We start from the raw sequence: 26799 nt of genomic DNA, 5'->3' as shown, positions 1-26799 counted from the left end.
TCCTCTTCGGCTCCATGGCCTTCCTCCAAGGCCAATTCGATTTGACACCTATTAAGGATGAAGTCAAACGTAAACGAGCTATATTTGTATACTTCTATCCAAAAGTAGCTCTGGGCGGGAGGGCTCCAATGGAGGGCATGCCGTTATCGCGCTGTGGCTCGGCGGCCTTCACGGGGTGTCGGAAGTCCCGCCGGCCAGTGGACCGATGCGGCGCATCGCCGCGTGCACCGGTTCCAGCCCGGCCAGTTCGCAATAGGTGGAAAATAGCGGCTGATAGCGCGCTGCTCGCTCCGCGTCGGGATGGAAACGCCGCCGCGATCGCGCCCCGAAGCGCGCGGCGCCCTCGACGAAATCGGCGACGACGCCCGCCGCGACGGCGCCATGGATGGCGGCGCCCGTCGCCGTGGCGTGGGCGATCACTGGCAGTTCGATCTCCCGGCCGAGGATGTCGGCCATGATCGCCACCAGCAACGGATTGGTTTCGGCAAGACCGGAGGTCATCACCACCCGCCGCGTGCCAAGGCCGCCGGCGGTGGCCAGCTCCAGAACCTGACGCGTTCCATAACAGATCGCCTCCATCAGCGCCCGATAGATGCCAGCGGCGGTGGTGTCGAGACCGAAGCCCATCAGCAGCCCGGACAAACGGGAATCCGCATAGGGAACGCGATTGCCATTCCACCAGTCGAGCCCGACGAGGTGATTGTCGCCGGGTGCGATCGCCGCCGCCTCCGCGTTGTAGGCAGCAAAGCTCGCCGCGAGATCGGGACCGCGCGGAAAGGTCCGGACGAACCAGGCGAGGAGGTCGCCAAAGGCCGCTTGCCCTGCCTCATAGAGCCAGAAGCCCGGCAATGAACCATCGTATGCGACGCCTTCGAGACCGGCCGGCAACGCGAGGCGGTGTTCGGCGAGAAAGAGGTAGGCCGCCGACGTGCCCAGCGCCCCGACCATGGTGCCGTCCTCGACGGCGCCAATCGCCGGCAGAACGGCGTGCGAGTCGATAATCGCCACCGCGACCGTCGCTGGCCCTCTGATGCCGGTGCGCTGGCGCCATTCGCCGGTGAGTTCGCCGGCGGGGCTACCGGCCGGCAACGGCCGGGCAAGGCGGGCGTCAAGATCGGGCACGATGCCGGCGGGATATCCCTCTTGATAAGAATACTGTGCCTTGTAGGCTGCGAAGCCGAGATTGCGCGCCTCACAGCCGGTGAGCCGCATCACCATCCAGTCGCCGGCCTCAATGAAACGTTCGGTCGCCGCCCATACCGCCGGTGCCTCGTTGGCCACCTGCGCTGCTTTGGCAAGGAGCCATTCGCCCGACAGTCGGCCGCCGAAGTCATCGAGGAATGCGCCGCCGGCGGCGTTGATCGCATCGGCGTAACGCTGGGCGGCGCTATGCTTCCAGAGCTTCACGTAGGCGTGCGGCTCACCGGGCATCAACTCCGACAATGGCGTGCCGTCGGCCGTCGTCGGCAGTGGCGAGGAGGCGGTGAAATCGACACCGATCGCCAGAATATGGCGATCTTTTCCGAGGCGGGCCAATACCTCTTCGGCGGCAATGAGATAGTCGCGAGGGTCTTGCAGGGCAAAGCCGGACGGCAACGGCGTTCCGTCGGCAAGCGATCCGCTCATGACACCATGGTGATAGGACGAGGCATGGTGATCGACTGCGACGCCCGATTCGACATCGATCAGCACGCCGCGCACCGACAGCGTCCCGAAATCGAGACCGATGAGATAACGCCCGATCATTTCCTCGCTCCCCCGATCGACGCCTGCATTCTGCTCGGCGCCGCGAAAACCTACGGCGGCGTTGCGCACATGCTAGGGCGCAACCTCCCGTTTGGCCTCAAGAAAGCCCGCACATGATCAAAAGTCAAGACCATTTTGTATATTTTTATACATAAGTAATGGTGCAGGGTAGCCCTTGGCGCTTTATTCGAACACGAGTATTGGCTACATCAGGGCTAGCAGGAGATATTCGGATGCCTCCCAGAGACGGTGCTGGCGATAACGCCGCGCTGACCAATGCCAGCGGCATCTTTTCGTTGATCGCCACCGGCGCGGCCGTCTCGCGTTCGGCGCTGCTCGAGCGGTCGGGGCTGTCGCGGGTGACGGTGACCCAGAGGCTGAATGCGTTGATTGCCGCCGATCTGGTCGAAGAGGCGGCAAGAACCTTGCCCAGTGGGGGGCGCCCGACCCGCGTGTTGGCCGTCAACCGACAGATCGGCTATGTGCTGGTGGCCAATGTCGGCGAGGCGCATCTCCACCTGGCTCTGATGTCGCCAGAACCGGCGCTCATCGCCCAGAGCACGCTGCGCTACGACGTGACCGAGGGACCGGCGGCGACGCTCGACAGGATCGCCGATGGATTCCGTAGCCTGCTGTCGGACGCGGACGGCGGGAATGGAATACTGCTGGGCATTGGTTTGAGCCTGCCGGCACCGGTGGACTACAAGCGCGGCCGCGTCGTCGGGCCATCGATCATGCGCGGCTGGGACGACGTTGACATCATCGGCCCGATGGTCGGGCATTTCGGCGTGCCGGTCTACGTGGACAATGACGTCAACCTGATGACCTTGCATGAGTATCGCCGGCATTTCGATCTCGCCGACGACATGCTGTTCATCAAGGTGGGAACCGGCATCGGTGCCGGCTTCATCGCCGATGGCAAGATGTTCCGCGGTGCCCACGGCGCCTCCGGAGATATCGGCCACATTCAATTCGAATCCGAGGACGCGCCGCTGTGTCGCTGCGGCAAACTCGGCTGCGTCGAGGCGCGTGCCGCCGGTTGGGCCATCGCCCGCGACCTGCGCGCGCTCGGCTTCCAGGCGGACAACGCCCGCGACGTCATAGCCCTCGTCGAGCAACAGGTGCCCGAGGCGATCATGCTGCTGCGCAAGGCCGGCCGTGTCATCGGCGAGGTGACGGCCGATGTCGTCAGCATCCTCAATCCCGGCCTTGTTGTGGTGGGCGGAACGCTGGCACGCGGCGGCGACTTCCTGCTATCGGGCATCCGCGAGTTGGTCTATCAGCGCTGCCTGCCGCTGGCGACGCGGGAACTCAACATCGTCCTTGCCCCGCCGCAGGCCGATATCGCCCTATTTGGCACCGGCCAACTGGTGGTCGATAATGTCTTCTCGCCCGCCGGAGCATCCGACCTACTCAATCGCATCGTCGCGACCTCCGATCGTCCAGAGCGTGCCAGACGTCGTATGGAACGAGCCGGCTGAGGGGCCGAAGCGCGGCCCGAGGATCGTCCCGCTGTTCGGACGACGCCGGCGTGACCCTGTTGCCAAGGCGAGCGATGCAACGAGCGGGACGCGACGCTGCCTTGCCGACGCGTCGTCTGCATTCAGGTCATCGGCCGGTAATCCACATCATAGCCGAAGTAGCGTGGCCCCACGAGGTCGATGCCTTGGGGTGTGCGCCACAGCGGGTTGCAGGGCAGGGCGAGCACCTTGAGGCGCAGGCCGTAGCGGAGCGCGTCGGCGGTGACAGGATTGCCGCTTTCGGCCTCCAGCGCGGTGATCAGGTCGGGCGTCGTCACGATGATCTCGCCGTCACGTTCGGCCACCAGGAACTCGTTCTGGAAGTCGAGCCGGAAGTCGTGGCCCTTCCACTCTTCGACACCCTCGAAGCGGGCCTTGCCACGGGCGAAGCCGCCGACGGTGCGCCGTTCGATATCCTTGATGCGGCCGTGGAAAATCACACTGGCATCGAGCTCGTCGACGATGGCGGCGACCGGATCGCGGTGACCGGCCCGTGCCACCCGCAGCGTCGCGCCAAGTTTGGCCGTCAGGCTGAGGGTGCCGCGCACCACGCATTTCTTGGCGGTGGCGCCATCCATCGAGTAGAAGGCGAGCAAAGCCGAGCCGCCCATCTCCACGGTGGCGGCGCGGGCGAGGCGCTCGGTCCAGGCGTTGGACACGGTGTCGAGCACCAGCGAGTTGCCCTTGTCGTCGCAGAGCACCATCGGCGTCGCCTTGACGCCATACATGCCGAAGGTTTCCATCTGCAGTTCGGGAAAGGCGCGGCCCATGCCGTCGCCGTCGACCAGGGGCAGCCCGGTTTCGGCGGCCACGACGAACGGCGTCGTCGAGTTGACGCCGCCGGCTTCGCCGCACAGCACCGCATCGATCTTGCGGCCGAGCAGTTCTTCGAGCTTGCGGAAGGCGACGATCAGTTCGCGGCCGGCCGGGATCTTCTCGGTCATCACCGTCGGGGCGCCCATCATGCACACAGGCACGACCAGCGCGTCGTCGGCGAGTTCGTCGACGTCGATGATCTTGACCGGCGCGTGCCGGCGGATTGCCTCCTGGGCCATCAGCTTGCCGACGTAAGGGTCGCCACCGCCACCGGTGCCGAGAATGGCGCCACCCGTGGCTATGTCTTCCATATCCTCGGCCTGGACGATGCGTTTGATCTTCATGGCTTTCATCCTTGGATAGACGCTTGCGAGGCGGCGATGGGCACGAAGGTGAGCTCGGGATAGCCGAAGGCCTTGGGGCCGACGACGTCGAGCGCCTTTTCCGTTTTCATGAGCGGATGGACCGGCAGGCCGAGCACGGCAATGCGCTGGCCATAACGCAGCACCTCGGTGGTGATCGGCTCGCCGGTGTCGAGGTCGAGATTGACGATGAGGTCGGGCACCATCACCTTTGGCTCGCCGTCGACCCAGAGCACCAAATTTTCGTTCTGGATGGCGATACGCGCCTCCGAGCCGGCGAAGTCGTTGATCCCGGACAGGATGGCGTGGCCGCGCGCGAAGCCGCCGGTCAGCTCGCGCCTGACATCGGTGATCTTGCCCGTGAAGTAGAGACCGCCGCCGGTCACTTTGAGGACCTCTTCGATGACGTTGCGCCGCGCCTTGCGGGCATCGAGCACGGTATGGCCGATCCTCAGCGCTTCGCTGACCGTGCCGGGAACGGCCGTCCGGCGAACGTACTCCATGGTCATCGGCGCAGAGGCAAGCCCAGCCGTGGCGCCCATGGCAACGGCGGCATCGCGGGCGAAGCGCTCCAGCCAGAACATGTCGATGACCTGGCGGAAGACGACGACATTGCCCTTCTCGTCAGCGATGGCAGCCGGTGCCGTCGGCGCGCCATAGATGAAGAAGGTGGTCATCTGCACTTCGGGAAAGGCGCGCCCCATGCCGTCGCCATCGAGTACCGGCAGGCCGGCATATGCGGCGGCGATGATCGGCTCGAGGCTATTGGAACCGCCGATTTCCGCCGAGATGAGCGCCGACATCTTGACGCCGGCGGCCTCCTCGACGGCCCGCATGGCGTAATAGCACTCGTGGCCTTCCTCGAATTTTTCGATCCCGACGACGGGCGCGCCAATGCCGCCGACCTCGCCGACGAAGGCGTCGTCCGGCAGGGTATCGAGATCGATGATCCGGATCTCATGTCCGGACCGGATCAGCTCGCGTGCCCGCAGCATGCCGATGTAGGGATTGCCGCCGCCACCGGTACCGAGCAGTGCCGCGCCAAGCGACAGCGGGTGTAGATCGGCCTCGCTCAGAAGATAGCCTTTAGGCGACATGCAACTCTCCAACGGCCTTGACGCGAACGCGGGTGGCATTGCCGGGCAGGTAGGCGAGCGGCACGTCTTCGACGTCGACGATCTCGATGCTGTCGCGGGAGGCGCCGGCATTGACGGCCGCCTCGATCGCCTGCGCTTTCGCATCGGCGAGCGCGGCATCGCGACCGATTTCCGCCAGCGCGTAGACGCGGTCGACCTCGCCCGATACCTGGGCGATGGCCGCACCGACGGCATTGGCCACGGCGAAGTGGTCGGGCTTGATCAGTTCGAGGCCGGCGATCGGCTTGTCGACCAGGATCGAGCCACCGCCGACGACGATCACCGGCAGCGGATCCGGCGACAGGCGAGAGCGCTCGACGCAATCCTCAAGCATGGCGGCGATGCGCGCCTCGGTGGCGGTGATCAGAGCCTGTGGGAGGTGAGCAACCTTGGAGCGGTCGCCAAGGTCGTATTTGCCGGCGGCAACCACCACGTCCGATGTGGTGAGCGTCTTGCCGCCGAAAATCAGCGCTTCGGTGACGATGCGATAGCCGACCGAGGTCGGGCCGACCTTGACGCCCATGTCCGTCTCGACCACGTGCGAACCGCCACCGAGGCCGATGGAGAACACGTCGGGCATGCGGAAGTTGGTGCGGACGCCGCCCACTTCCACGGCCACCGTCGCCTGGCGCGGGAAGCCCTTGTGCAACGAGCCGACGTCGGAAGTGGTGCCGCCGATGTCGACGACGATCGCATCCTTGACACCGGAGAGGAACGCCGCCCCGCGCATCGAGTTGGTCGGGCCGGAGGCGAAGGTCAGCACCGGGAATTTCTCGGCGAAGGCGGCCTCCATCAGCGTACCGTCGTTCTGCGTCAGGAAGAACTTGCCCTTGATGCCGGCCGACGTGATGGCTCCGCGGAAGGCCTCGATGACTTGCTGCGACAGGTCGCGCAGGCAGGCATTCATGATCGCGGCGTTCTCGCGTTCGAGCAGGCCGATGCGGCCGATCTCGGACGACAGCGTGATATGGGCGCCTGGGATCGCCTTCTCGAAGATGGCGGCCGCCTGCTTCTCGCATTCGTCGCTGACCGGAGAGAACACCGAGGTAATGGCGATGGTGTTGACGCCCTTGGCCTTGATGTCCTCGGCAATGCCGATCAGCTCGGCTTCGTCGAGCGGCGAGATCTTGCGGCCGTCGAACTCGTTGCCGCCATGGGCGAGATAGCTGAGATTGCCGATGGCTTCGCGGAGATCTGCCGGCCAGTCGACCATCGGTGGCAACGAGGCGGTCGCCGGCAGACCAAGGCGTACGGCGGCTGTCTTGGCAAGATCGCGCCGCTGCACGACGGCATTGGTGAAGTGGGTGGTACCGATCATCACCACGTCGATGTCGGCGGCGGCCTTGCCGGATGCTTTCAACACGTCGGCAAGTGCATTGACGACGCCGGTCATCACGTCGGCCGTTGTCGCTGCCTTGACGCCGGCAAGCACGCGCGCGCCATCCATCACGACGGCGTCCGTATTGGTGCCGCCGACGTCGATGCCTATTCTGATCATCTGTCAGGTCCTCTTGGGAACTTCGGTTGCTTTTTGGCTCTCCCGGAGGGCGAGCAGTTTTTCCGCCGTCGGAATCTCTCCGTCGATCAATGGAATGACCGGCCTCATCGCCTCCTCTTCGGCCGAGATCACTGGCACCGAGGCGATCAGCAGGCGCGTGTAATCGTGCTCGGGATGTTCGAACACCTTTGCCGTACGCCCGCGCTCGACGATGCGACCGCGGTAGAGCACGCCGACCTCGTCGGCGAAATTGCGCATCAGGCTGAGGTCGTGGGAGATGAAGAGGTAGGTGAGGTCGAGTTGTTGCCCGAGTTCGGTGAGTAGCTCGATCACCTTGGCCTGCACCGATACGTCGAGCGCCGACGTCGGCTCGTCGAGGACGACCAGCTGTGGCGCTACGGCAAGCGCCCGGGCGATGGCGACGCGCTGCTTCTGGCCGCCGGAAAGCTCGTGCGGATAGCGATCGGCGAAGCTGGCCGGCAGTTGCACCATCTCAAGGAGTTCGGAGATTCGCCGTCGCCGGTCGGCGCGTGGGTGGCCGTGTGCTTCGAGCGGCACGGCGATCGATTGGCCAATGGTCCGTCGGGGATTGAGCGACGAACCAGGATTCTGGAACACCATCTGCACCTGGCGCGAATGGGCGCGGGTGCCGAGCTTGCCAGTGATGTTTTCGCCAGACAGCAGGATGTCGCCGCCCGTCGGTTCCAGCAGTCCCATGATCATGCGGGCAATGGTCGATTTTCCGGAGCCACTTTCGCCGGCAAGGCCGTAGACGCCGCCGCGCCGAATGGTGAAGGACACATGATCGACCGCCGTCACCTCGCCGGCGCGACCGCCGAAGGCGTTGGTGACCGGGAAAGTCTTGACGAGGTCGACGACTTCGAGGAGCGAGTTCTGCCGCGTGTTCATGGCGTCGCCTCCGTCCGTTCGGCAGGCCGGACACCGGTGAGGCGAGGCACCGCGTCGATCAGCGCCCGCGTGTAGGCGACCTTGGGGGCTGCGAACAATTGAGCCGTCGGCGCTTCCTCCACCACCACACCCTTGTGCATGACGTAGACGTAGTCGGAAGTCTCGCGCACCACGCCGAGATTGTGAGTGATCATCAGCAACGCCAGTCCCCGCTCCTCGACGAGATCCTTGAGCAGCTTGAGGATCTGGGCCTGGGTAGTGACGTCCAGCGCCGTACCCGGCTCGTCGGCGATCAGCAGGCGCGGTTCCGACAGGAGGGCCATGGCGATCAGCACCCGCTGGCGCATGCCGCCCGACAACATGATCGGGTAGGAACGAGCCACCCGCTCGGGTTCGCGCATTCTGACCTGGGCCAGCACTTCGAGGACGCGCTGCATGCGCTGGCTTCGCGATCGCGAACGCCCAAGGCGACGATCGGCATATTTCAGGATCGTCGTCATCTGATCGGCGATGGTGAAAACCGGATTGAGCGAACTCATCGGATCCTGGAACACCATGGACATGTCGGTGCCCGTAAGCTTCAGGCGCTCGCGCCGAGGCATCGTCAGGAGATCACGGCCGTCGTAGAGGATGGCGCCGGAGCTTATGGCGGCCGGCGGCATGTGCAGAAGGCCCATGATCGACTTCATGGTCACCGTCTTGCCGGAACCGCTCTCGCCGACCAGCGCGACATGGCTTCTGGCGGGAACGTCGAGGTTGACCCCATGTAGCACTGGCTGCGTGCGGCCGTATGTCGTGAATTCGACGGAGAGATTGCGGACGGAGAGCAGGGCCTCGCTCATCGGACGTTCTCCACGTCGTAGAGGTCGCGCAGCCCGTCGCCGAGCAGGTTGAAGCCGAGGGCAATGAACAGAATGGCTGATCCGGGCAGGACCGATTCCCACCAGTAGTCGGGCAGGAAGGCCGAACCGGATGCCACCATGGTGCCGAGGTCGGGCGTCGGCGGCTGGATGCCGAGACCCAGGAAGGACAGCGACGCACCGACCAGGATGACGAAGCCGCAGTCGAGCGACGTCTTCACGGCGAGGGCCGAAACGCAGTTGGGCAGGATTTCTCGAAAGAGGATGTGGAACTTGCTGGCGCCAAGCGTTTCCGCCGCCTCGACGAATTCCCGCGTCCTGAGCTGACGGGTGATCGAGTAGATGAGGCGGGTGTGCCAGGTCCACCACAGGGCGGCGATGGCCAGCATCGAGTTGATGAGGTCGGGCGACAGCACCGCTGCCACCGCCAGCGCCATGACCAGCGGTGGGATGGCGAGGGCGATGTCGGTGAAGCGCATGATCACGATCTCGACCCAGCCACCGAAGTAGCCGGCCATCAAGCCGAGGATCGTTCCGATCGGGATGGCGGTTCCGAGAACCACCACGGCCAGCATCAACGAGATGCGGAAGCCGAAGATGACGCGGGTGAAGATGTCGCGGCCGACATTGTCTGTGCCGAACCAGTAGTCCGTCGATGGCGGCAGATGACGGGCGCGGAAATTGACGACGGCGCCAACGTGATCGGGATGCGGCGTGATCCACGGCGCGAGAATGGCGGCGAGGACGCAGACGGCCACGATGATGAGGCCGATCATCGCCGTGGGATTGCGCGAGAAGCGATACCAGCTCTGGTAGGCGCTGGAGAGGCGCGGCGCATCTTCGGCAAGGGCAAGCTCGTCGCTCATTGGCGGCTCCCCCGGATGCGCACGCGCGGATCGACGAGGCCGACCAGAAGGTCGATGACGAGATTGACCAGAACGAAGAACACACCGGAGACCATCACCACGCCCATCACGGCATTGAGGTCCTTTTGAAGGATGGTGCGGATACCGTAGGCAGCCATACCCGGCCAGGCGAACACCAGCTCAACGACGAAGGCGTTGCCGATCAGCGACGCGAACTCGAGGCCGAGGATGGTGAGTGGCGGTACGAAGCTCGGACGCAGCATGTACTTGCAAACGCGGACCCACTCGGGCACGCCGAAAGCGCGGCTCGCCTCGATGTAGTCCTGACTTGAGACGTCGATCATCGAGGACCGGGTGATGCGCGCCATCTGGCCCATGGTGGCTGCGGCAAGCGCAATAGCCGGTAGCAGCAGATACCGCAGACCTTCGAGAAAGGCGTCGGGGCGTAGGGCGATCAGCGAGTCGATCAGCACAAGCCCGGTGTGGGTGGGAGCGAAATCGAAATTGGGCGGCAGGCGGCCGGTCGTCGGCAGGATGTGCAGCACGTAGCCGGCGAGGATCTGCAGCAAGAGGGCCAGGAAGAAGCTTGGGGTCACCGCCGAGAAGATGGCGACGATTCGCACCACGTTGTCCGGCCAGCGATCCTTCCAGTAGGCGGCCACCACGCCGAGCGGCACGCCGAACACCACGGCGATGAAGATCGTGGCCAACACCAGTTCGAGTGTCGCCGCGAAGGTGTCCCGGATATCGTCGTTGACCGGCCTCTCGGTCAGCAGCGAGCGGCCGAGGTCGCCGTGAGCGAGGCCGGCGATGAACAAGCCGTATTGCTGAACGATCGGCCGGTCGAGGCCGAGTTTCTTCTGGAGGTCGGCGACCTGTTCCTGCGTGGCCGTCGGTCCGAGCGCCATGCGGGCCGGGTCACCGGGAACGGCACGGGCGATGATGAAGATCACCATCGATAGCCCGACCAGAACCAGCAACGACCAGAGGACACGCCGCAGGAGAAAGCGAAGGAATTCCAAGGAGCGATCTCCATGGCCTTGGGAAGATTGGACCGGCGCGTCACTCGGTCAGCGCGCCGGTCCGGCAGTCACGGGAGCAGGGGGTCTCCCGTGAATTCACGAGGCGGGCGTAAAGCGCTCGCCTGCGTTTTCGGGACCGCCTACTGGCAGGTCCAGTGATACTTGGTGAAGTCATAATCGAAGGACTGCATCGGCACGGCCTTGAAGCCGTCGAGGCATTTGTCCATGGCGTGCTGAACGGTCTGGGTCTGCAGGAAAACGTCGGCCTGCAGATCGACGATCTTGTGCTGAAGTGTCTTGTAGAGCGTCGCCTGCTCCGCCTTGTCGGTGGTGGCACGCGCGTCGTCGATCAGCTTGTCCACCTCGGGATCCTGCAACCACTCCATGGACGCCCAGGTGCCGGCGGCCTTGGAATGATACTGCGTGAAGAACATCGAGTCCGGCGAGGGGTAGGTCGGCGAGAAGAAGATCTGGTTGACCGCCGGGCTGGTCTCGACCTTGCTGGCGATCTCGGTAATGCGGTTCCAAGGATCGGCCTGCTGGGTGACGACGAAGCCGAGCTGTTCGAGATTGGCCTGCATCAGCAGGCTGATCTCTTCCTCGAACTTGGTGCCGGCGACATAGCCGAGGACGATCGGGATCTTCTGGCCGGCGTATTTCGACTTGGCGATCTCCGCCTTGGCGGCTTCGATGTCATATTTCGGAGCCGGCAGATCGGCGGCGTAGAAATCTGCGAAGTTCTTGGGCAGCGGGCCGTTGAGTTCGCCGCCCGGCAGGATCACCTCGCGGACGGTGGCATAGTCCGTGGCAAGCGCGATGGCCTTGCGGATATGGATGTCGTCGGTCGGCGCCACCTTGGTATTGAGCTTGAGGTAGAATCCGGTCGGTGTGTCCTCGGCGACGATTTTGAAGCGCCCCATGGCTTCGAGCGCCTTGTAGGTCTCAGGCGACTGGTATTGCGAACTCATCGTCAGTTCGCCCGACGCAGCAAGCGAGCGCACGGTGGCTTCGTCATTGGTGACGATCCAGCGCACCTCGTCGATGGGGCCGGCCCCGAAACCCTTATAGTAGGCCGGGTTACGGTCGATGGTCATCTGCGAGCCGCGGTCCCAGCTGGTCAGCGTGTAGGCGCCGGCACCGGCGACATGGGTGGCAAGATAGGTCTGGCCGTCATCGCTTCCGACGTTCGCCTCGACCACCTTGGAGTTCAGCACCATGATCGCCGGCACCGTCGACAGGAACGGCGCGAAGGTCTTCGACAGCGTGAACTTTACCGTATGCTCGTCGATGGCGGTCACCGAGCCGGGCTTTAGAACATCGGCAAACAGATTGGCCGGACCCTGATTGATTTTCAGCAGGCGCTCGACGGAATAGACGACATCGGCGGCGGTGACCGATGTGCCGTCTGAAAACTTGGCGTCGGCGCGGAGCTTGAAGGTGACTTCCTTGGTGTCGGGTGACACCGTCCAGCTCTCAGCGAGTTCAGGGACGAGATTACCGGCGGGGTCGACGTTGACGAGGCCGTCGTAGAGGTTCACCGCCGCCATGTAATCGGTGTAGTCGGAAATCTTGGCCGGATCGATGGTGCCGAAGATCTGTACGGTGTTCATGGTGACGACGGTCTTGGCCTGGGCAGCCGCGGCCAGGCCCGAAGCCGTGACCGCGGCGAAGACCGTGAAAAGGAAGCGTGACTTGCGGTTCATGGATTAGGACCCCTCTTGTTGATTTTAAGCCGCCGCTGTTTTGCCGGATCGGGCAACTTGGCCCGCTCTTGATCGCGGTCGTTTCGGACGATTTCCGTCTCTTGAACTTGGGGTCGATGTTGCGGAAGCCGCGAATGGTTCTCAAGCGACCAAACGGATAGGTTTTGCGTAAAAAGGTATAGGTCTTGAGCGGCAATGCTCTTTCAACCGACGAGTCCGAGCGCCCGAGCGGCGGCGATGGCTTCCTTGCGTCGGCGACACCCGAGCTTGCGGTAGACATTGCCGAGGTGGAATTTCACCGTCGCCTCGGAGATCTGCAGCATCTTGGCGGCGAATTTATTTGAGGCCCCTTCGGTGACCATCATCAGCACCTTGGCCTCCTGGCGCGACAACCCGTTGCGCGAGCCGATACCGGAGTTGCCAAGACCGAAGTCTCGAAGGCGGCGCAGAACCTGACGCGCCTCGCTCAGCGCCGACAGAAAATCGGCGATGCGCCGGTTGGCCAGGAGATCGGCGAGGAACACCTGTTCTTCCGATAATGACCCGACGCAGCCGTTGCGCGCCGCCATTTCAAAGGTGGCCTGCAACTGGGCGCGGGCGCGAGTGAGGTCACGCTGCCGCTTGAGAACATAAGCGCTCCAGATCTGCACGCCGATCCTCTGGCGCGCCGTCAGCGCCAGATTGGCTTCTATGGCGGCGAGGCATTCGATGAGATCGGGTCGGGTCGGCGTCTCGAACACCGTGTGCCGCAGCCAGCAAAGTGCGATGGCAATTTCGTCGCGGTTGCTGAGGCGGGCGAGTTGGCGGGCGTTCGAGGCAACCGCCTGCGTTACCTGGGTCGGCAACTGGGCGAGGCGATCGGCCGCTTCGCGCCAGCGGTTGCCGTTTTGCATCACCGTCACTTCGCGGCTGTCGATCATCATCTGGAACTGCCGGTTCTGAACCTGGTAGACGCGCCAGCGGTCCAGGAAAGAGCGGGCGGCAATGGTCGAGTAGCGCCGCGACAGAGCCTGACTGCCATACTGCAGTGCGAACTCGACGAGCGTCGGCCAGATCTCGCCATGTGAGAACAGCTCGAGGTCCCGGTTGAGAAACAGGATCAGCGCCTCGTCGTTGCCCTCCTCGTAGGCGACGCAGCCTTTCAGCAGCTTGAGGAGAAGCCCGTCCTGTGGACTGTCAAAACCGAGGCTGGCAATGTCGCGTTCGGCCTCGTTCGCCCGTTCACCGGCGGAAGCCGCATCGCCGGCCATCAGACGCATGATGGCCAGATGCAGCGAGATATAGAAGGCAAGCAGGCTGGCGCCGGCGGCGCGGTAATGGCGCAGCGCTCTTTCGGCGACGTCATCGGCCTCGGCGAACCGGCGTGAGCGGAGGTAGAATTCCAGGATGGCGTTGTAGATGCTGCCCCTCAGCAAATGCGCCTCGATCGGCAGATCGGCAAGAATGGCGAAGGCGTGCTGCAGAAGCTGGTCGGTGAGCGGGATGTCCTCATAGATCAGCATCACCAGACGGAAGCTGCGAAAGTCCACCGAGTAGTGCCGACGGCCGGCAAGCACGTGGGCTGGATCGACTGTCTCTGCACCGAAACGGTCGGTCAACAGGCGACGGGAAAGCGAGACCTCACCGTGTTTCAAGGCCTGTAGCGCCCGGCAGAGCGCCACGGTATCGCTTTGACGGCTGGCCTCCTCGGGAAAACCGGCGAGAACGGCGTCGAAAGCAATGGCTCCGTGGAAGTAGAGGAAATACCAGCCGTGTTCGGCCTCCAGCAGGCGCTCGGCAGCTTCGAACTCGCCAGCCCTCTGCATGTCCAGGATCGTCTCTGTGACGAACCCCAGCTCGGCGCTTGCCGCCGCTATGGCAGGGCGCAGGTCAGGGTCGCCGATACGGCGGCTTTGCTCGGCGGCCAATGCATCGGCCAACGGGCCGGCAATATCATGGCCACCAATCATCCAGGCGCCGGACGCATCAAGACGGGCAAGTGGCAGCGGTGGCGTATCGCCGGTCACCCTGCGGCCGGCAAGCATCATGGCAAGTTGGATGACCGTTCCGGCCGGCAGTTCGGCCAGGATCTCCTCGGCGATGAACCGGGTCAGGATGGTCGGGTCGATTGGCCGGGTTGCATGCGCATCGACCAGCAGAGGCCAGCCACCGGTTGCCTGGGCAATCTCCATTCCTCGCCTGTCGCCAAAGGCGGCAATGAGTTCCTCGATTTCATAGAGGAGGAACGCTTCGGGCAGCCGATAAACCACGCCAAAGGCAATGAGCCGGTCAAGGCCGGGCAAGTGGGTAGCCGGGCGCTTCACGAGGACCAACTTGTCGCCCTCGGCTACACGCGGCACGCGCTCAGGGCTGACATCGGTCGGTACGTCCCAAAGGCCCACGCCTTCGGACGACTCTGGCGGCTTGCCACCTCGCCGCACTGGACGGTTTATTGTGGCGGCGAGATCGGCCAGCAGTCTTGACTTGCCCATGCCGGCCACCGCCTCGATCAGGATGACTGGCTCGGCGCGCTCCTCAATGAGACGGAGCAGACGCCGCCTTCTGATCTCACAGATTTCCACGCCGCCACCCTCATCTTGCCGTGGCGCAGGAAAGATCATGTCCGGCCAAGAGGCAAGCTATCGCCTCCCGCCGAGGATAACTTTTCCGGATGTGTTGGCCGGACGTCCCAAGCCGCCACTCCCAGTCTCGGATTCGAATGCAAAGGGCGAGAGTTTGCCTTGAGGGGAAGATTGCCGACGCTCTGGAGGCATTGCAGAGCTGCCATCATTCGCCCCACATTAAAAGTATCTATCGGCATACGAAGCCGATCCGGCGGACGAAACGAACATATGACAGGGATCGATGTATTCCGTCTATTTTAAAGAATAATCTTGCGTTTTGGGGGAGGTCGGCGGTTCTGAACGAGCATTCCAATGGAACCGCCATCATTTTGCAAAGTTTCTTTGGCGGGTAATCAGTCCATCTGCTGCCCATGGGAAGATATAGGAGCGATGTGATGGAAAGCGCCTTGTCCGACCCCGCGCCCAGGAGAGAGCCAATCCGCCGCCATCGCAGCCTGTTTCTTTCCGACTTGCATCTCGGCGCCATCGGAGCGCGCGCCGACCTGGTTCTTCGCTTCCTCGAGCAAAACAGGGCCGATACCTACGTTCTTGTTGGCGATATTCTCGACGCTGGCGTGCCATTCTCGCTCGGTCGCGCCACCGCCTGCGACGGGGTAATCGCTCACCTGCGCCGGAGGCAGGTTGAAGGCGCGAAGCTGATTTATCTCATCGGAAATCACGACCCAGCTCCTGCGGACACGCCGCTCCGACGGCGCCTACCTGTCGATCCCGTGGAGGAGATCACGCACGTCGCCGCCGACAGCCGCCGGTATCTGGTCGTCCACGGCGACAAGCAGGATCGGGCGTTCGTCCGCAGTCATCTTTTGACGCGCATCGGCACCTATATCGAAAGCCTCGCTCGCCTTCTCTGCGCCGCCGCCGCGCCGGGTACAGGAGGACGCGGTCCGGCAAAGGACGGCCGGCTGGACAGCTTGTTCGCCGCCGTTAACGTCGTCCTCCACCTTGGCCGAGGACACGAGCGTCGTTTGGTCGAACTGGCTCGTCAGCGCAAAGCCGATGGTGTGATTTGCGGCCATTACCATATGGCCGGTCTGCACAACCGATATGGTCTCGTCTATGCCAACTGTGGTGACTGGGTTACAAGCATCACCTGCCTGTCCGAGGACTACAGCGGTCACCTGCATTTGGTCGACGGCCGGGCCGAACAGATTGCCGCCTCCGGCCTACGTCCTGAAACCCAGGTGGTCCACGCATGACCGAAGCCATGATCGTCGTCGTTGCAGCCTTGTTCGCGGCCCATCTGCTGTCTGTTGGTCTCTATCTTGTTCGCCTGCGCCGACGGCCGCCGTCGATAGGTACGCTCGGCCTGCCGCGGGTGACGCTGCTGCGCCCGGTCTGCGGCCGGGAAGCCTTTGATCGGGAAACGCTCGCAAGTTCCTTTGCGCAAGATTATCCAGATTACGAAGTGATCTTCTGTGCTCCCTCAGACCACGATCCGGCTGTGCCGATGCTTCGCGAGTTGATTGCGGAACATCCGGGCCGTCCGGCTCGCCTTTTCACCGGCGAACAGCGGATAACCCGCAATCCCAAGCTCAACAATCTTTGGCCTGGTTGGCAGGCGGCCGAGACCGACTGGGTGTGCATGGCCGACAGCAACCTCCGCCTGCCGGCTGACTACCTCCGCACCGTCGTGACATCCTGGGACGAAGAGGCAGGTCTCGTCTCCTCGCCGCCTGTTGGCGAGCGACCCGAAGGCCTCGCCGGCTCTCTGGAGTGTGCCTTCCTCAATGGCAATCAAGCGCGTCTGCAGTTTGCCTCCGACAGTCTCGGCAACGGTTTTGCTCAAGGCAAAACGCTGTTTTGGAACCGGCAGATGCTGGAGAAAGCCGGTGGCCTTGAGGCTCTAGGGCGATATCTCGCCGAGGACGTCAACGCCACCAAGCTGGTGCGCGGCGCCGGCCTCAAGGTCCGCCTGACGCCGTTGCCTTTTGCTCAGCCGATCGGCCGGCGGTCGTTTCGCGACGTTTGGAGCCGCCAGCTTCGCTGGAGCAGGGTGCGTCGCGACGGTTTTCCGCTTTTGTTTGCCGTGGAGCCGCTGAATGGACCGCTGATACCGTTCGTCCTGACGGCGATTGCCGCTGCGCGGCTCGACATGTCAGCCACACTGCTGCCGGCTGTCGTCGGCATTTGGTATGGCGCGGAGCTTGTGCTGATGCGGCGGGCCGGTTGGCCGGCGGCTTGGCGCGACATTCTGGCGCTTCCGCTTCGAGATCTGTTGTTGCCGGTTCTGTGGCTGGCGACCTTCCTGAAGCGCGATATCGAATGGCGGGGCAACGCCATTACGCCGCTCAGTGCCGACGAGCGGATGACGCCGGCTCTGGTGGAGCATGATTGACCACACCACGCTGGTCTCCATGATGTCGAGCTATGGCTTGTGGGTGCTGACACCGCTTGCTGTGATCGAGGGGCCGATCGTCACCGTCATCGCCGGCTATCTCGTCAGCCTGTCGATCCTCAGCCTGTGGCAGGTCATCGTTTGCGTCATCGTCGCCGACATCCTGGGCGACTGCATGCTCTATTTCGTCGGTCGTCTGGCGCTTGGCAGCCTTAGTCCGACTTGGCGCGACCGATTAGGCCTATCGCGACGTCGGATGTTCAGCCTGATGCGTGGTTTCCGGCGTCACGGAACCCGTATCCTGGTGGCGGCCAAGCTGACCCACGCCGCTGGCTTCGCTGCCCTGACGGCGGCTGGCGCCGCCCGCATGCCCTTTGCCGCCTTCCTGATCGCCAACACCTTGGCCGGCATCCCCAAGTGCCTGTTCTTTGTTGCGCTCGGCTACCTGTTCGGCAACGCCTATGAAACCATCGGCAGCTGGCTTTCTGGCGAGGCAGCGATTTTGTTGGCCCTCCTCACTCTTGGTGCTGTCGCCATCATCTACCTTCAACGCCGGAAAGCGAGCAGATGACCGGCCAAAGCTTCACCTGCCTGATCCCGGCCTTCAATGAGGCAAGCCGTCTGCCCGGCGTGCTCGCCGCGGTCGTCGGTCATCCAAACCTTGATCGAGTGGTGGTCATCGACGATGGTTCGACTGACGATACTGGCGCTGTCGCCCTGCGACATGGCGCTGAACTGCTGCGTGCGCCGGAAAACCGCGGCAAGACCGAGGCCCTTCGCCTCGGGCTCGAAACCGTGCGTACGAGCCATGTCATCCTGATCGATGCCGATCTCCTTGGCCTGACACCGACGGCCGTCGCCTCGTTGATCGCTCCCGTCGCCGCCGGCGCCGCCTATGCCTCGGTGTCGCTACGCGGTAACGCTCCCTGGGTTTGGCGGTGCATCGGCATCGACTACATTTCTGGGGAGCGGGCCTTTCCCATGGCATTGATCGCTGGCCAGTTAGAGGCGCTGGGTCATCTCCGCCATTTCGGTTTCGAGGTATTCCTCAATGAACTGCTTGTTGCCAGCGACCGGCCGATAGCCATCGTTCGCTGGCCCGAAGTGGCGAGCCCCGCCAAATCCGTCAAACGTGGCCTGTGGCGTGGGCTGCTCGCCGACGCCGCCATGCTCGTCGACATCGCGCGCACCATTGGCGTCATGGGCTTCATTGGCCAAATCCGCCGGCTGCGCCGTCTGTCGATGCCATAACCAGCGGCGCCGGCGAGATGATCGTCGTCGTCATCACTTTTGCCTGCCGACGACCGTTGTTGGCGGCACCATCGCTCGCGGTGGCTCGCGCGCATTTTTCCTGGGTGTCCGAAATTTAATCCATAGCAGGGATCAAATTGGTTGATGCTTGCCAGCGAACTGATCTGTCACCCTGCTATGAAAGGATAATAGGTTGGCGCCTCTCGCGAAAAAAGGGGAAAGCCGCATCAAAGCTGGAAAATCAACGGTGATGCCACGCAATAGTGCCCATGTGGGGCCGGACTCCGGCGTGCGATCATCCGCCGGTCTGCGAAAAATAGCCGTCGCCGGCTTCCGTTGAAATGCCTACGAAAGGCCGAGTCCAAAAGTGGCAATCCCTCGGAAAGCACACTTGACAGCTTCGATATAGTCCGTGCTAAGAATTTAAGATCAGCCGAGCATGGCACGCCAGAAGCTCAAAGAAAGCCCGGCTTGAGGAGTGGGAACAGGTCTTTTCGGAGACTCGTCATCAAACGGCGGGCGCCAATGGCGATCGCCTGAAGTGGAGGTTCACATGCTGAGACGCGACTTTCTCAAGTATTCCGCCGCGGGCGCCGGTTTGCTCCTGGCTGGTCCTCGTGTCGCTTTCGCGGCGCCGGGCGTTCTCGATATCTTTTTCAACAGCGACACCAACGTCATCGATTTCTGGACCCAGGTGGTGAAGCCCGGCTTTGAGGCCGCCAACCCTGGCGTGACTCTGAACCTCGTCCCCGGCGGTGGCGGTTCCGGCATCAACACTCTGGCCGATCGCGCCTATGCCGCCTTCCAGGCCAAGAAGGATCCGCAGGTCGACATGCTGGAAGCCGCCGCGCCCTTCTATCCGGCCGGCTCCCTGGCAGCGGGGCTTTGGGTGGACTTCGCCAAGGCGGGTCTCGCCAATTACGAGAAGGTGAACCCGGTCGTCGTCCAGTCGCCAGCGCTGTTGCCTTATCGCGGCTCGCAGGTCGTGCTGATGTACAACGCCGAGAAGGTCAAGGATGTGCCGACCACCTTCGCGGGGCTCGTCGCGTGGATCAAGGCAAACCCCAATCAATTCGCCTATTCGCGTCCGGATCTCGGCGATAGCGGCGCCTGTTTCATTGAACGCGCATTGCAGGAAGTGACCGGTCAGAAGCCGGAACTGTTCTTGCCGGAAAACTACACGGAAGATTACGCCAAGCCGATGTTCGAAAAGCTGTGGCCGCTTCTGAAGGACATCCAGCCGGCGCTGTTCAACGGCGGCGAATATACGTCTGGCAACACCGCGTCCATCCAGCTTCTGGCCTCGGGTGCCGTGACGATGACGGTGGCTTGGTCGGACATGGCGCTGCAGGCGATGAGCCAGGGCGTTGTTCCCGACACCACGGCGGTCGCCCAGCTCCAGGATCTCGCCTTCACCGGCGGTTTCTCGGGCATCATCGTGCCGTCCGTCGCCGCCAACAAGGACATGGCGCTGAAGCTGGCCGACTACCTGATTTCGCCGGAAGTCCAGAACCACGTCGTCACCGATCTCGGCGGTTTTCCCGGCATCAAGTGGGAGTTCATGTCCAAGGAACTGCAGGAAAAGTTCGCCAAGGTTGCGCCGAAGTCCATCCCGATCTTCCCCAGCAACTGGGAGCCTAGCCTGTTCGAGGCCTGGTATCGTAACGTCGCCTCCGATATCAAGCGCTGAGGTTCCCGATGAGCGCGGCCGTGACGTCGTTGCGCAACGGCTGGAGGGGATTGGCATTCATTGCCATCCCCGTCACGGCCATTGCGATTTTCCTGTTCTATCCGGCCGCGCTCTCGATCATCGGAACGCTGGTGCGTCCCAAGGACGGCGGCGGTTACACGTTCAGCCTCCAGAGCTATGTCTTCTTTTTCACCGACAGCTACAGCCTTACGAACCTAGGGCGTACGCTGTGGACGACGGTGGTGACGCTGATCCTGCTCGTCGCCGTCAACCTGCCCATCGCCCTCTATATGCGTTTCACCAAAGGGCCACTCGCCACGGTGATCCAGGCGCTGGCGCTGTTTCCGATGTTCGTGCCGGGCATCATCATTTGCTACGCGCTGATCCGCTACATGGGCCCCAACGGTTGGCTCCAGAGCTTGCTGGCCCTTGTCGGGTTCCATCACTACGCCTCACCGCACCTGACGCCCTGGGGACCGGTCATCGGTCTGATCTGGGACGGTATGCCGCTGACGCTGCTGATATTGATCTCGGGTCTGTCCAATATTTCCGATGCTTCCATCGAGGCGGCGCGTGATGTCGGTGCCGGTCGGATTCGCATCCTCGTCAGCATCATCACGCCGGAGATCACTCACTCGCTGCTGATCGTTTCGGCGTTGAATTTCCTCGGTATCTTCGGCCAGGCGCTGATGCCCTTCATGCTCGGTCCGACCAACCCTGAGATGATGGGCCCGTTCATGTTGCGCACCTTCTCAAGCGTCCGCGATCCGTTGCAAGCATCGACCCAGGCGACCATCACTTTCCTGATCTGCTCGCTCGCCGGTATCGCCTATGTCAGGTCCATCGCCCGCCGCCCCAAGGAGGATCGGAAATGATCTTCCACTCATCCCGGCGTTTCGACTTCTTCGGCTACGGCATTCTGCTGTTTCTGATTTTCTTCATCGTGCTGCCGGTGCTCACGGTATTTCTGTGGGCCTTCGCCGAGCAGTGGTTCTACCCGGCGGTCCTGCCGACCAAATGGGGGTTCCGTTTCTGGTCGCTGGTTCTGGCGCGACCGGATGTCTGGGCAGCGCTCGTCACCTCGATCGAACTGTCGCTGACGGTGACGGCGCTGTCGGCGGTCATCTGCCTGCCGGCCGCCTATGCCTTTGCCCGCATGGACTTCCCCGGCAAGTCGACCTTCATGTTGTCCTTCCTGATGGCCAACGCCTTTCCGCGTTTCGCCCTCATCATTTCCATTGCCGTGCTGTTCCTGTCGCTCGATCTCGTCGGCACGTTCACCGGTGTGGTGATCATCCAGTTGCTCAATACGCTCCTTCTCATGATCTGGCTGCCAACCGCCGCCTTCAAGGCGGTAAGCCGCGAGATGGAGGAAGCGGCCCGTGATGTCGGCGCCTCGGCCTGGCAGGTATTCCGCTATGTGACGCTGCCACAGGCGTTTCCGACCATCGCGGCGGCGTTGCTGATGACCTTCGTCTGGACGTTTTACGAGACGGAAGGTGCCTGGCTGGTCGGGGCGCCACGCATCCGCACCATGCCACTCCTGATGATGCAGATGATCAACAATCAGCTCGTCGTTCAGTATGGCGCGGTGCTGTCGGTCATGCTTTGGGTGCCGTCGCTGGCTGCCATCCTGATGGCGCGGCGCATCATCGGCGGCGATACTTTTGCCAAGGGGCTCGGCGGCTGACTGTCCGCCTCTAACCGGCTCAAACGATAGGGTACTGATGTCAACGCTCGAGCTTGAAAACGTCAGCAAACAGTTCGGCGCCGTGGCGGCGCTGGAGCCACTCGCCCTCCGCATCGCCGACGGCGAACTGGTCTGCCTGCTCGGGCCGTCTGGTTCCGGCAAGTCCACCTTGCTGCGGATCATCGGCGGGTTCGAAATGCCGACCGGCGGCAAAGTGCTGATCGACGGTGCCGATGTTGCTCGCACGCCGCCGGAAAAGCGGCCGACGGCCATGGTGTTCCAGAGCCACGCGCTGTGGGGGCACATGACCGTGGAAGGCAATATCGGCTTCGGTCTCAAGCTGCGCGGCCTGAAGAAGCCGGACATCGCTGCCAAGGTCGAGGCGGCGCTCAGGCTGGTCGGCCTCGCCGATTATGGCAAGCGCCATCCGGCCCAACTGTCCGGTGGTCAGCGGCAGCGCGTGGCCATCGCCCGTTGCCTGGTGCTTGAGCCGAAGATTCTGTTGATGGATGAGCCTTTTGCCAGCCTTGACCAGCATCTGCGCGATCGCCTGCGCGAGGAAGTTAGGCAGATTCAGAAGAAGCTGGGCATCACCACCGTATTCGTGACGCATGGCCAGGATGAGGCCCTGTCGATCGCCGATCGCATCGTGGTGATGAGCATGGGGCGGATCGAGCAGGTGGGGACGCCGGCCGAAATCTATACTCATCCCCTGACGCCCTTTGTCGCCGGCTTCATCGGCGACATGAACATGATGACCGTGACCGTTGAAGGGGGTGTGGCGCTGACCGGCGGTGTTCGACTGGAGGCCCCGATCGCAGACGGAGAGGCTCTCCTCGCCGTTCGGCCCGAGGACGTGACGCTAGTGCCGTCTCCGGACGGAGAGGGCGCGCGCGTTCGTCGCATCGTCAACTACGGCGCCGTTCTGAAGATCGAGGCGGAGGCCGCCGATGGCGCCGTCTGGAAGGTGCAGACCCTCAAGGATGTTCCCGTCACCGAGGGCTCTTTCTATCGCCCGACGGTGTCGCGCCATATCGTATTCCGCAACGATCGCGTCGTGCACCGGGTCGATCCGGCCTGATGATGACGGAGCGGACCGGCGCCCGCCCCAGTAGAGTTTCGGGTCGGGATATCAGGCCTCGCCGGGACCGTCTTCGGACAGGAGCTGCCGAAAGTAAAGGTGGCGGAAGTTGTGGCTGATGTTGACGAAAATCGGCAGCATCGCCGCGCCGGTGACCGCCGCGTCCTCGATCAGCTTGGCCGGCAGCAAGCGTGGCACCGACCGGTCGTGGCGTGCCGCGGGCGTCGGGCGCAGCGGATAGGCACGATCGACGAGGCGCTCGACGATGGCGCGCGGCAGCGGCCCGCCGACGGCTATGAAACCCGGATCGAACATCACCTCGATGATGGCGGTGACATCACGCAGGACCTGGGCCGCGTTGGCCAGCCAGTCCATCAGTCGGTGATCCCGCATAACGAGCATCTGATCGATGACGCCATCGTCTAGGTTCGCTTCATCTACACCGCAGGCGGCCGCCAATCCCTCGATCGACAGCAAGTTGGCGCTCGGTTCGCTCGGCTCAGCCGCGCCGTTCGACCAGACGGGATTGGCGGGAATACCCGGTACGGGCAACAGGCCGACTTCGCCGGCATTGCCGCCGACCCCTTTGAACGGATAACCATCGATGATGATGCCGGCACCGGACCCATGGCCGATATAGTAATAGACGAAGCTCGCTTCGCTGGCGTCCGGCCGATGGATTCGTTCGCCGATCGCGGCGGCGGTGGCGTCATTCTCGACCAGAACCGGCATGCCGGTCAGCCGATGCAGTTCCTCGGCAAAGGAAACGTCGCGCCAGGCGTCCCAATGCTGGATCGAGAAGTCGAAGTCGTAGACCCTGGAGCCGAAGGTCGGCAAGACGAGGCCGATGCCCCAGACCTTGCTCACCGGCTGGTTGTTCTCTTCGAGCAGACCGAGGATGGCAGCGGCGAGCACACGCACCGCCGAGGCCGGGTTCTTGGTGTCGAGCCGCAGCGAACGGCGGCCGCGTTCGCAACGCTTGAGGTCGAAGGCCAGGATCGAGCAGTGGTTCTGGTCGAGGTGGATGCCGATCGACCAGCCAGCTTCGGCGTTGGCTTCCAGATAAATCTGCGGCTGGCCGCGCAGGCCGGACGAGCGCCCGGCCTCGACGATCAGTTCCTGCTCAAGAAGCTCGCGGGTTATCGAGGAAATCGTCTGCGGTTTGAGGCCGATGATTCCGGATATCTCAACGCGGCTGATCGGGCCGCGTTGGAAGATGGTCTCGAACACCAGGCGGCGATTGTGGATGCGGGCATCCTCGATGCGGCTGCCCGCGATCAATTCGTCGCCGTCCCGGCTCGCGCCGCCCTCCAAGCGATCCAGAATGGTCACGGCCAGTCCTTCGTCATGCGGTGGTCGGCTCCTGGGCCGTCGCCTTTACAATCCGAGGCGGCGAAGGGCTTCGCGATTGCGCTTGGCGATTGGGAACGGCTTGTCGGGCGGGCACGGATACATGTCCTGCTCATAGACCGCATATCCATCAAAACCGCGCGACGCAAGGAAATCCCGGACCTCGGCGAAATCGATCAGTCCTTTGTCGAGTTCGCACATCACGCCGGACTGGAAGCCGGTGATGAAATCAATGTTGTCGCGACGAATACGCTCCAGAATGACCGGGTCGACGTTCTTGAAATGATAGTAGGGGATGCGATCGGCGTAGCGTTTCATGAAGGCGATAGCGTCGGCGCCCGTGTAGGCGTGATGACCGAAGTCGAAGCAGAGGCCGACGGTTTCAGCTGGCGTCTCCTCGAGCAGCCGCACGATCTCCGCCTCGGTCTCGACGCCCGAGCCGACATGAGGATGGAACACGAGGGATAGTCCATGCTCGCCACTGACGTAGGCGGCGGCCTCCTTGACGGTGGCGATCATCGACTTCCAGTCATCCGGCGAGAGTTCGCGACTCTGGCCGGGCGGCGGAACGCCGGAATCATCCATCACCACCACCCATTTGGCGCCGACTGCTTTCAGGAGGTTGCACGTGTCCTTCAGTCTCGGCTTCAGCGTCTCCATGGCGTCGCGAGGCGCCAGCAGATGCACGAGCGCGGAGCCGCAGACGTCAATGCCACGCTGGCCGAGTTCGTCCATCATGTGGGCGGGGTCGGTCGGCAAATAGCCCCAGGGGCCGGTCTCAGTCGAGGTGAAGCCGGCATCCCGCACCTCATCCAGATAGCGAGTCCAGGGGGTCTGCCGGGGATCGTTCGCATACCAGACACCCCAGGCGTCCGGAGCCGTGGCCAGTTTCATTGTGCACTCCATCGCGAAATTAAATCCGTGATGACACCTTATTCCAGCTTTTCGACTCGTGAAAGCCGGAAAGGCTGAATCTCGGATTATTTCTACCATTTCATGCCTCTGTCGCTTGAACGGAGTCCTTGTCGACATCGGCGTGCGCGGTAAAATGCCTGCATGGGGTGAGGAACGGCGATGAGATCTCTTGATAAATCTACATAACGTATTTATTCTTTGCGCCGTGTTGGACCACTAGACCGCTGGGCGGGGAATGGAACAAAAATGCTCAAGCTTGGCCTCATCGGACTTGGCGAAGTTGCCCAGCTTATCCACCTGCCCATTCTGCAAAGGCTCGGCGGGCTCTACCAGCTCGCCGGCGCCTTCGATCCGTCGCCGTCGGTCGCGGCGGCTATTACTGCTCGCTGGAATATCGCCCGAACCTTCGACAGCGCTGAGGCGCTGATCGCTTCGCCCGACATCGACGCCGTTCTGGTCATGAGCCCCGATGCTTACCACGGCCGTCATGCCCGAGCTGCCATTTCGGCCGGCAAGCACGTGCTGATCGAAAAGCCGTGTTGCCTGGCGCCGGATGATCTCGCGGAACTTGCCAAGGTCGCCTTTGCCCATGCCGATCGCGTTGCCATGGTCGGCTACATGCGGCGCTTCGCACCGGCTTTTGTTGAGGCGAAGAAGCGCCTGCCATCCAAGTCCGACATCACCTATGTCCGTGTACGCGACGTGATCTGCGAGGGCCCCTGGTATTTCCGCCAGACCGACGGCGTCGTCGTGCCGCGGGGCGACATCCCGGAAGCGCTGCTGACCGAAGGACGCGAGCTCCGTACGGCTATGCTCGATGCCGTGCTTGGCGCCGACGCTCCCGCCGATATCCGGACCGCCTATGCGGTGATGACCGGCCTGTCGTCGCATTCGCTTTCGGCGATGCGCGATCTCCTCGGTAGCCCCGAGCGGGTGATCGCTGCCGAGATCAAGCAGGATGGCACCCAGATCACCGCGCTGTTCGACTACGGCAATTTCACCGCCATTTACGAGTGCATGATCGGCGACGTCGTGCGCTTCGAGGCCGGCTTTGAGATCAACACGCGCTGGAACCGGATCGCTTTCGAATACCCGACGCCCTACATCCGCAATCTGCCGATGACCTTGGAGCTGCAGGCCTCAGGCGACGACGACAATACCGTCACTCGCCTCGGTCCCTATCATCGCGATCCCTTCGAGGTCGAGCTGCGGGCTTTCCATGCCGCGATCACCGAGGGCGGCGAGAACCGGACACCTCCGGCGGAGTCGATGGCGGACCTTGCGCTCTTTGCCGATATCATCAAGGCGGCGCGGCGATGAGCCTGCAGGCAGCGCCTGCATCGCCGACAGCCGTCATGTCTAGGTCTCAAACAAGACCGTGCAGCCTGATCAGATCTTGAGATAGTCGCATCTTGCGCGCAACGC

22 protein-coding genes are annotated in these 26799 nt (G+C 63.1%); 10 read left to right on the top strand and 12 right to left on the bottom strand.

The genetic code is table 11. From position 1 onward, the window contains the following. Nucleotides 1-168 precede the first annotated feature (168 nt). Nucleotides 169-1746, bottom strand: a complete 1578-nt coding sequence (locus tag AB6N07_RS21610) for an FGGY-family carbohydrate kinase (RefSeq protein ID WP_370675117.1) — start codon at nt 1744-1746, stop codon at nt 169-171. Nucleotides 1747-1979: 233 nt separating this feature from the next. Between AB6N07_RS21610 and AB6N07_RS21605 the strand changes: the two genes are divergently transcribed. Then, nucleotides 1980-3227: an ROK family protein gene (locus AB6N07_RS21605; protein ID WP_370675116.1), complete on the top strand. Its 1248-nt coding sequence runs from the start codon at nt 1980-1982 to the stop codon at nt 3225-3227. A gap of 122 nt (nt 3228-3349) precedes the next feature. Here the strand turns inward: AB6N07_RS21605 and AB6N07_RS21600 are convergent, their stop codons facing one another. The 9 genes from AB6N07_RS21600 to AB6N07_RS21560 form a co-directional block, all read right to left on the bottom strand. Then, nucleotides 3350-4426, bottom strand: a complete 1077-nt coding sequence (locus AB6N07_RS21600; RefSeq protein ID WP_370675115.1) for a DUF917 domain-containing protein — start codon at nt 4424-4426, stop codon at nt 3350-3352. A 5-nt stretch (nt 4427-4431) separates the two neighbouring features. Next, nucleotides 4432-5541, bottom strand: coding sequence for a DUF917 domain-containing protein (locus AB6N07_RS21595; protein WP_370675114.1), 1110 nt, complete (start codon nt 5539-5541; stop codon nt 4432-4434). Then, a complete protein-coding gene (locus AB6N07_RS21590) occupies nt 5531-7078 on the bottom strand; it encodes a hydantoinase/oxoprolinase N-terminal domain-containing protein (RefSeq protein WP_370675113.1) in 1548 nt (515 codons plus the stop codon). The genes AB6N07_RS21595 and AB6N07_RS21590 overlap by 11 nt, the downstream gene beginning before the upstream one ends. 3 nt (nt 7079-7081) lie before the next feature. Next, entirely contained in the window at nt 7082-7987 is a 906-nt protein-coding gene (locus tag AB6N07_RS21585) for an ATP-binding cassette domain-containing protein (RefSeq protein ID WP_370675112.1), read from the bottom strand. Continuing rightward, nucleotides 7984-8829, bottom strand: coding sequence for an ABC transporter ATP-binding protein (locus AB6N07_RS21580; protein WP_370675111.1), 846 nt, complete (start codon nt 8827-8829; stop codon nt 7984-7986). The genes AB6N07_RS21585 and AB6N07_RS21580 overlap by 4 nt, the downstream gene beginning before the upstream one ends. Next, on the bottom strand, nt 8826-9713 hold the full coding sequence (locus AB6N07_RS21575) for an ABC transporter permease (protein ID WP_370675110.1): 888 nt from the start codon (nt 9711-9713) through the stop codon (nt 8826-8828). Before AB6N07_RS21575 ends, AB6N07_RS21580 begins: the two co-directional genes overlap by 4 nt. Next, nucleotides 9710-10735, bottom strand: coding sequence for an ABC transporter permease (locus AB6N07_RS21570; RefSeq protein ID WP_370675109.1), 1026 nt, complete (start codon nt 10733-10735; stop codon nt 9710-9712). Before AB6N07_RS21570 ends, AB6N07_RS21575 begins: the two co-directional genes overlap by 4 nt. Nucleotides 10736-10875: 140 nt before the next feature. Beyond that, nucleotides 10876-12438 (bottom strand): ABC transporter substrate-binding protein, encoded by a 1563-nt coding sequence (locus AB6N07_RS21565; RefSeq protein WP_370675108.1) that lies wholly within the window; start codon nt 12436-12438, stop codon nt 10876-10878. A gap of 203 nt (nt 12439-12641) precedes the next feature. Beyond that, on the bottom strand, nt 12642-14999 hold the full coding sequence (locus AB6N07_RS21560) for a response regulator transcription factor (RefSeq protein WP_370675107.1): 2358 nt from the start codon (nt 14997-14999) through the stop codon (nt 12642-12644). A gap of 437 nt (nt 15000-15436) precedes the next feature. On the opposite strand from AB6N07_RS21560, the gene AB6N07_RS21555 reads away from it, so the two are divergent. The 8 genes from AB6N07_RS21555 to AB6N07_RS21520 all read left to right on the top strand — a co-directional run bounded on the left by AB6N07_RS21555 (nt 15437) and on the right by AB6N07_RS21520 (nt 23109). Further along, nucleotides 15437-16258, top strand: a complete 822-nt coding sequence (locus tag AB6N07_RS21555) for a UDP-2,3-diacylglucosamine diphosphatase (RefSeq protein WP_370675106.1) — start codon at nt 15437-15439, stop codon at nt 16256-16258. Next, a complete protein-coding gene (locus AB6N07_RS21550; protein WP_370675105.1) occupies nt 16255-17397 on the top strand; it encodes a ceramide glucosyltransferase in 1143 nt (380 codons plus the stop codon). Before AB6N07_RS21555 ends, AB6N07_RS21550 begins: the two co-directional genes overlap by 4 nt. Then, a complete protein-coding gene (locus AB6N07_RS21545; RefSeq protein WP_370675104.1) occupies nt 17390-17968 on the top strand; it encodes a DedA family protein in 579 nt (192 codons plus the stop codon). The genes AB6N07_RS21550 and AB6N07_RS21545 overlap by 8 nt, the downstream gene beginning before the upstream one ends. Further along, complete coding sequence (locus AB6N07_RS21540; RefSeq protein ID WP_370675103.1) at nt 17965-18648, top strand: glycosyltransferase; 684 nt, start codon at nt 17965-17967, stop codon at nt 18646-18648. Before AB6N07_RS21545 ends, AB6N07_RS21540 begins: the two co-directional genes overlap by 4 nt. Before the next feature lie 553 nt (nt 18649-19201). Further along, nucleotides 19202-20338, top strand: a complete 1137-nt coding sequence (locus AB6N07_RS21535; RefSeq protein WP_370675102.1) for an extracellular solute-binding protein — start codon at nt 19202-19204, stop codon at nt 20336-20338. An 8-nt stretch (nt 20339-20346) separates the two neighbouring features. Then, entirely contained in the window at nt 20347-21213 is an 867-nt protein-coding gene (locus AB6N07_RS21530; protein ID WP_370675101.1) for an ABC transporter permease, read from the top strand. Then, nucleotides 21210-22028 (top strand): ABC transporter permease, encoded by an 819-nt coding sequence (locus AB6N07_RS21525; protein WP_370675100.1) that lies wholly within the window; start codon nt 21210-21212, stop codon nt 22026-22028. The genes AB6N07_RS21530 and AB6N07_RS21525 overlap by 4 nt, the downstream gene beginning before the upstream one ends. A gap of 37 nt (nt 22029-22065) precedes the next feature. Continuing rightward, a complete protein-coding gene (locus AB6N07_RS21520) occupies nt 22066-23109 on the top strand; it encodes an ABC transporter ATP-binding protein (RefSeq protein WP_370675099.1) in 1044 nt (347 codons plus the stop codon). Between the two features lie 51 nt (nt 23110-23160). On the opposite strand, the gene AB6N07_RS21515 is transcribed toward AB6N07_RS21520, so the two are convergent. Then, entirely contained in the window at nt 23161-24441 is a 1281-nt protein-coding gene (locus AB6N07_RS21515; RefSeq protein ID WP_370675098.1) for an ROK family protein, read from the bottom strand. A 45-nt stretch (nt 24442-24486) separates the two neighbouring features. Continuing rightward, nucleotides 24487-25353 carry a sugar phosphate isomerase/epimerase family protein gene (locus AB6N07_RS21510; RefSeq protein ID WP_370675097.1) on the bottom strand — a complete coding sequence of 289 codons (867 nt, stop codon included), beginning with the start codon at nt 25351-25353 and terminating at the stop codon, nt 24487-24489. A 267-nt stretch (nt 25354-25620) separates the two neighbouring features. On the opposite strand from AB6N07_RS21510, the gene AB6N07_RS21505 reads away from it, so the two are divergent. After that, on the top strand, nt 25621-26694 hold the full coding sequence (locus tag AB6N07_RS21505) for a Gfo/Idh/MocA family protein (RefSeq protein ID WP_370675096.1): 1074 nt from the start codon (nt 25621-25623) through the stop codon (nt 26692-26694). Nucleotides 26695-26799: the final 105 nt, after the last annotated feature.

Source organism: Pleomorphomonas sp. PLEO, from assembly GCF_041320595.1.
In the GTDB taxonomy this organism is placed as follows: Bacteria; Pseudomonadota; Alphaproteobacteria; order Rhizobiales; family Pleomorphomonadaceae; genus Pleomorphomonas.
Note: the sequence above shows the minus strand (reverse complement) of the source record. Positions and strands in the feature narration are given on the sequence as shown.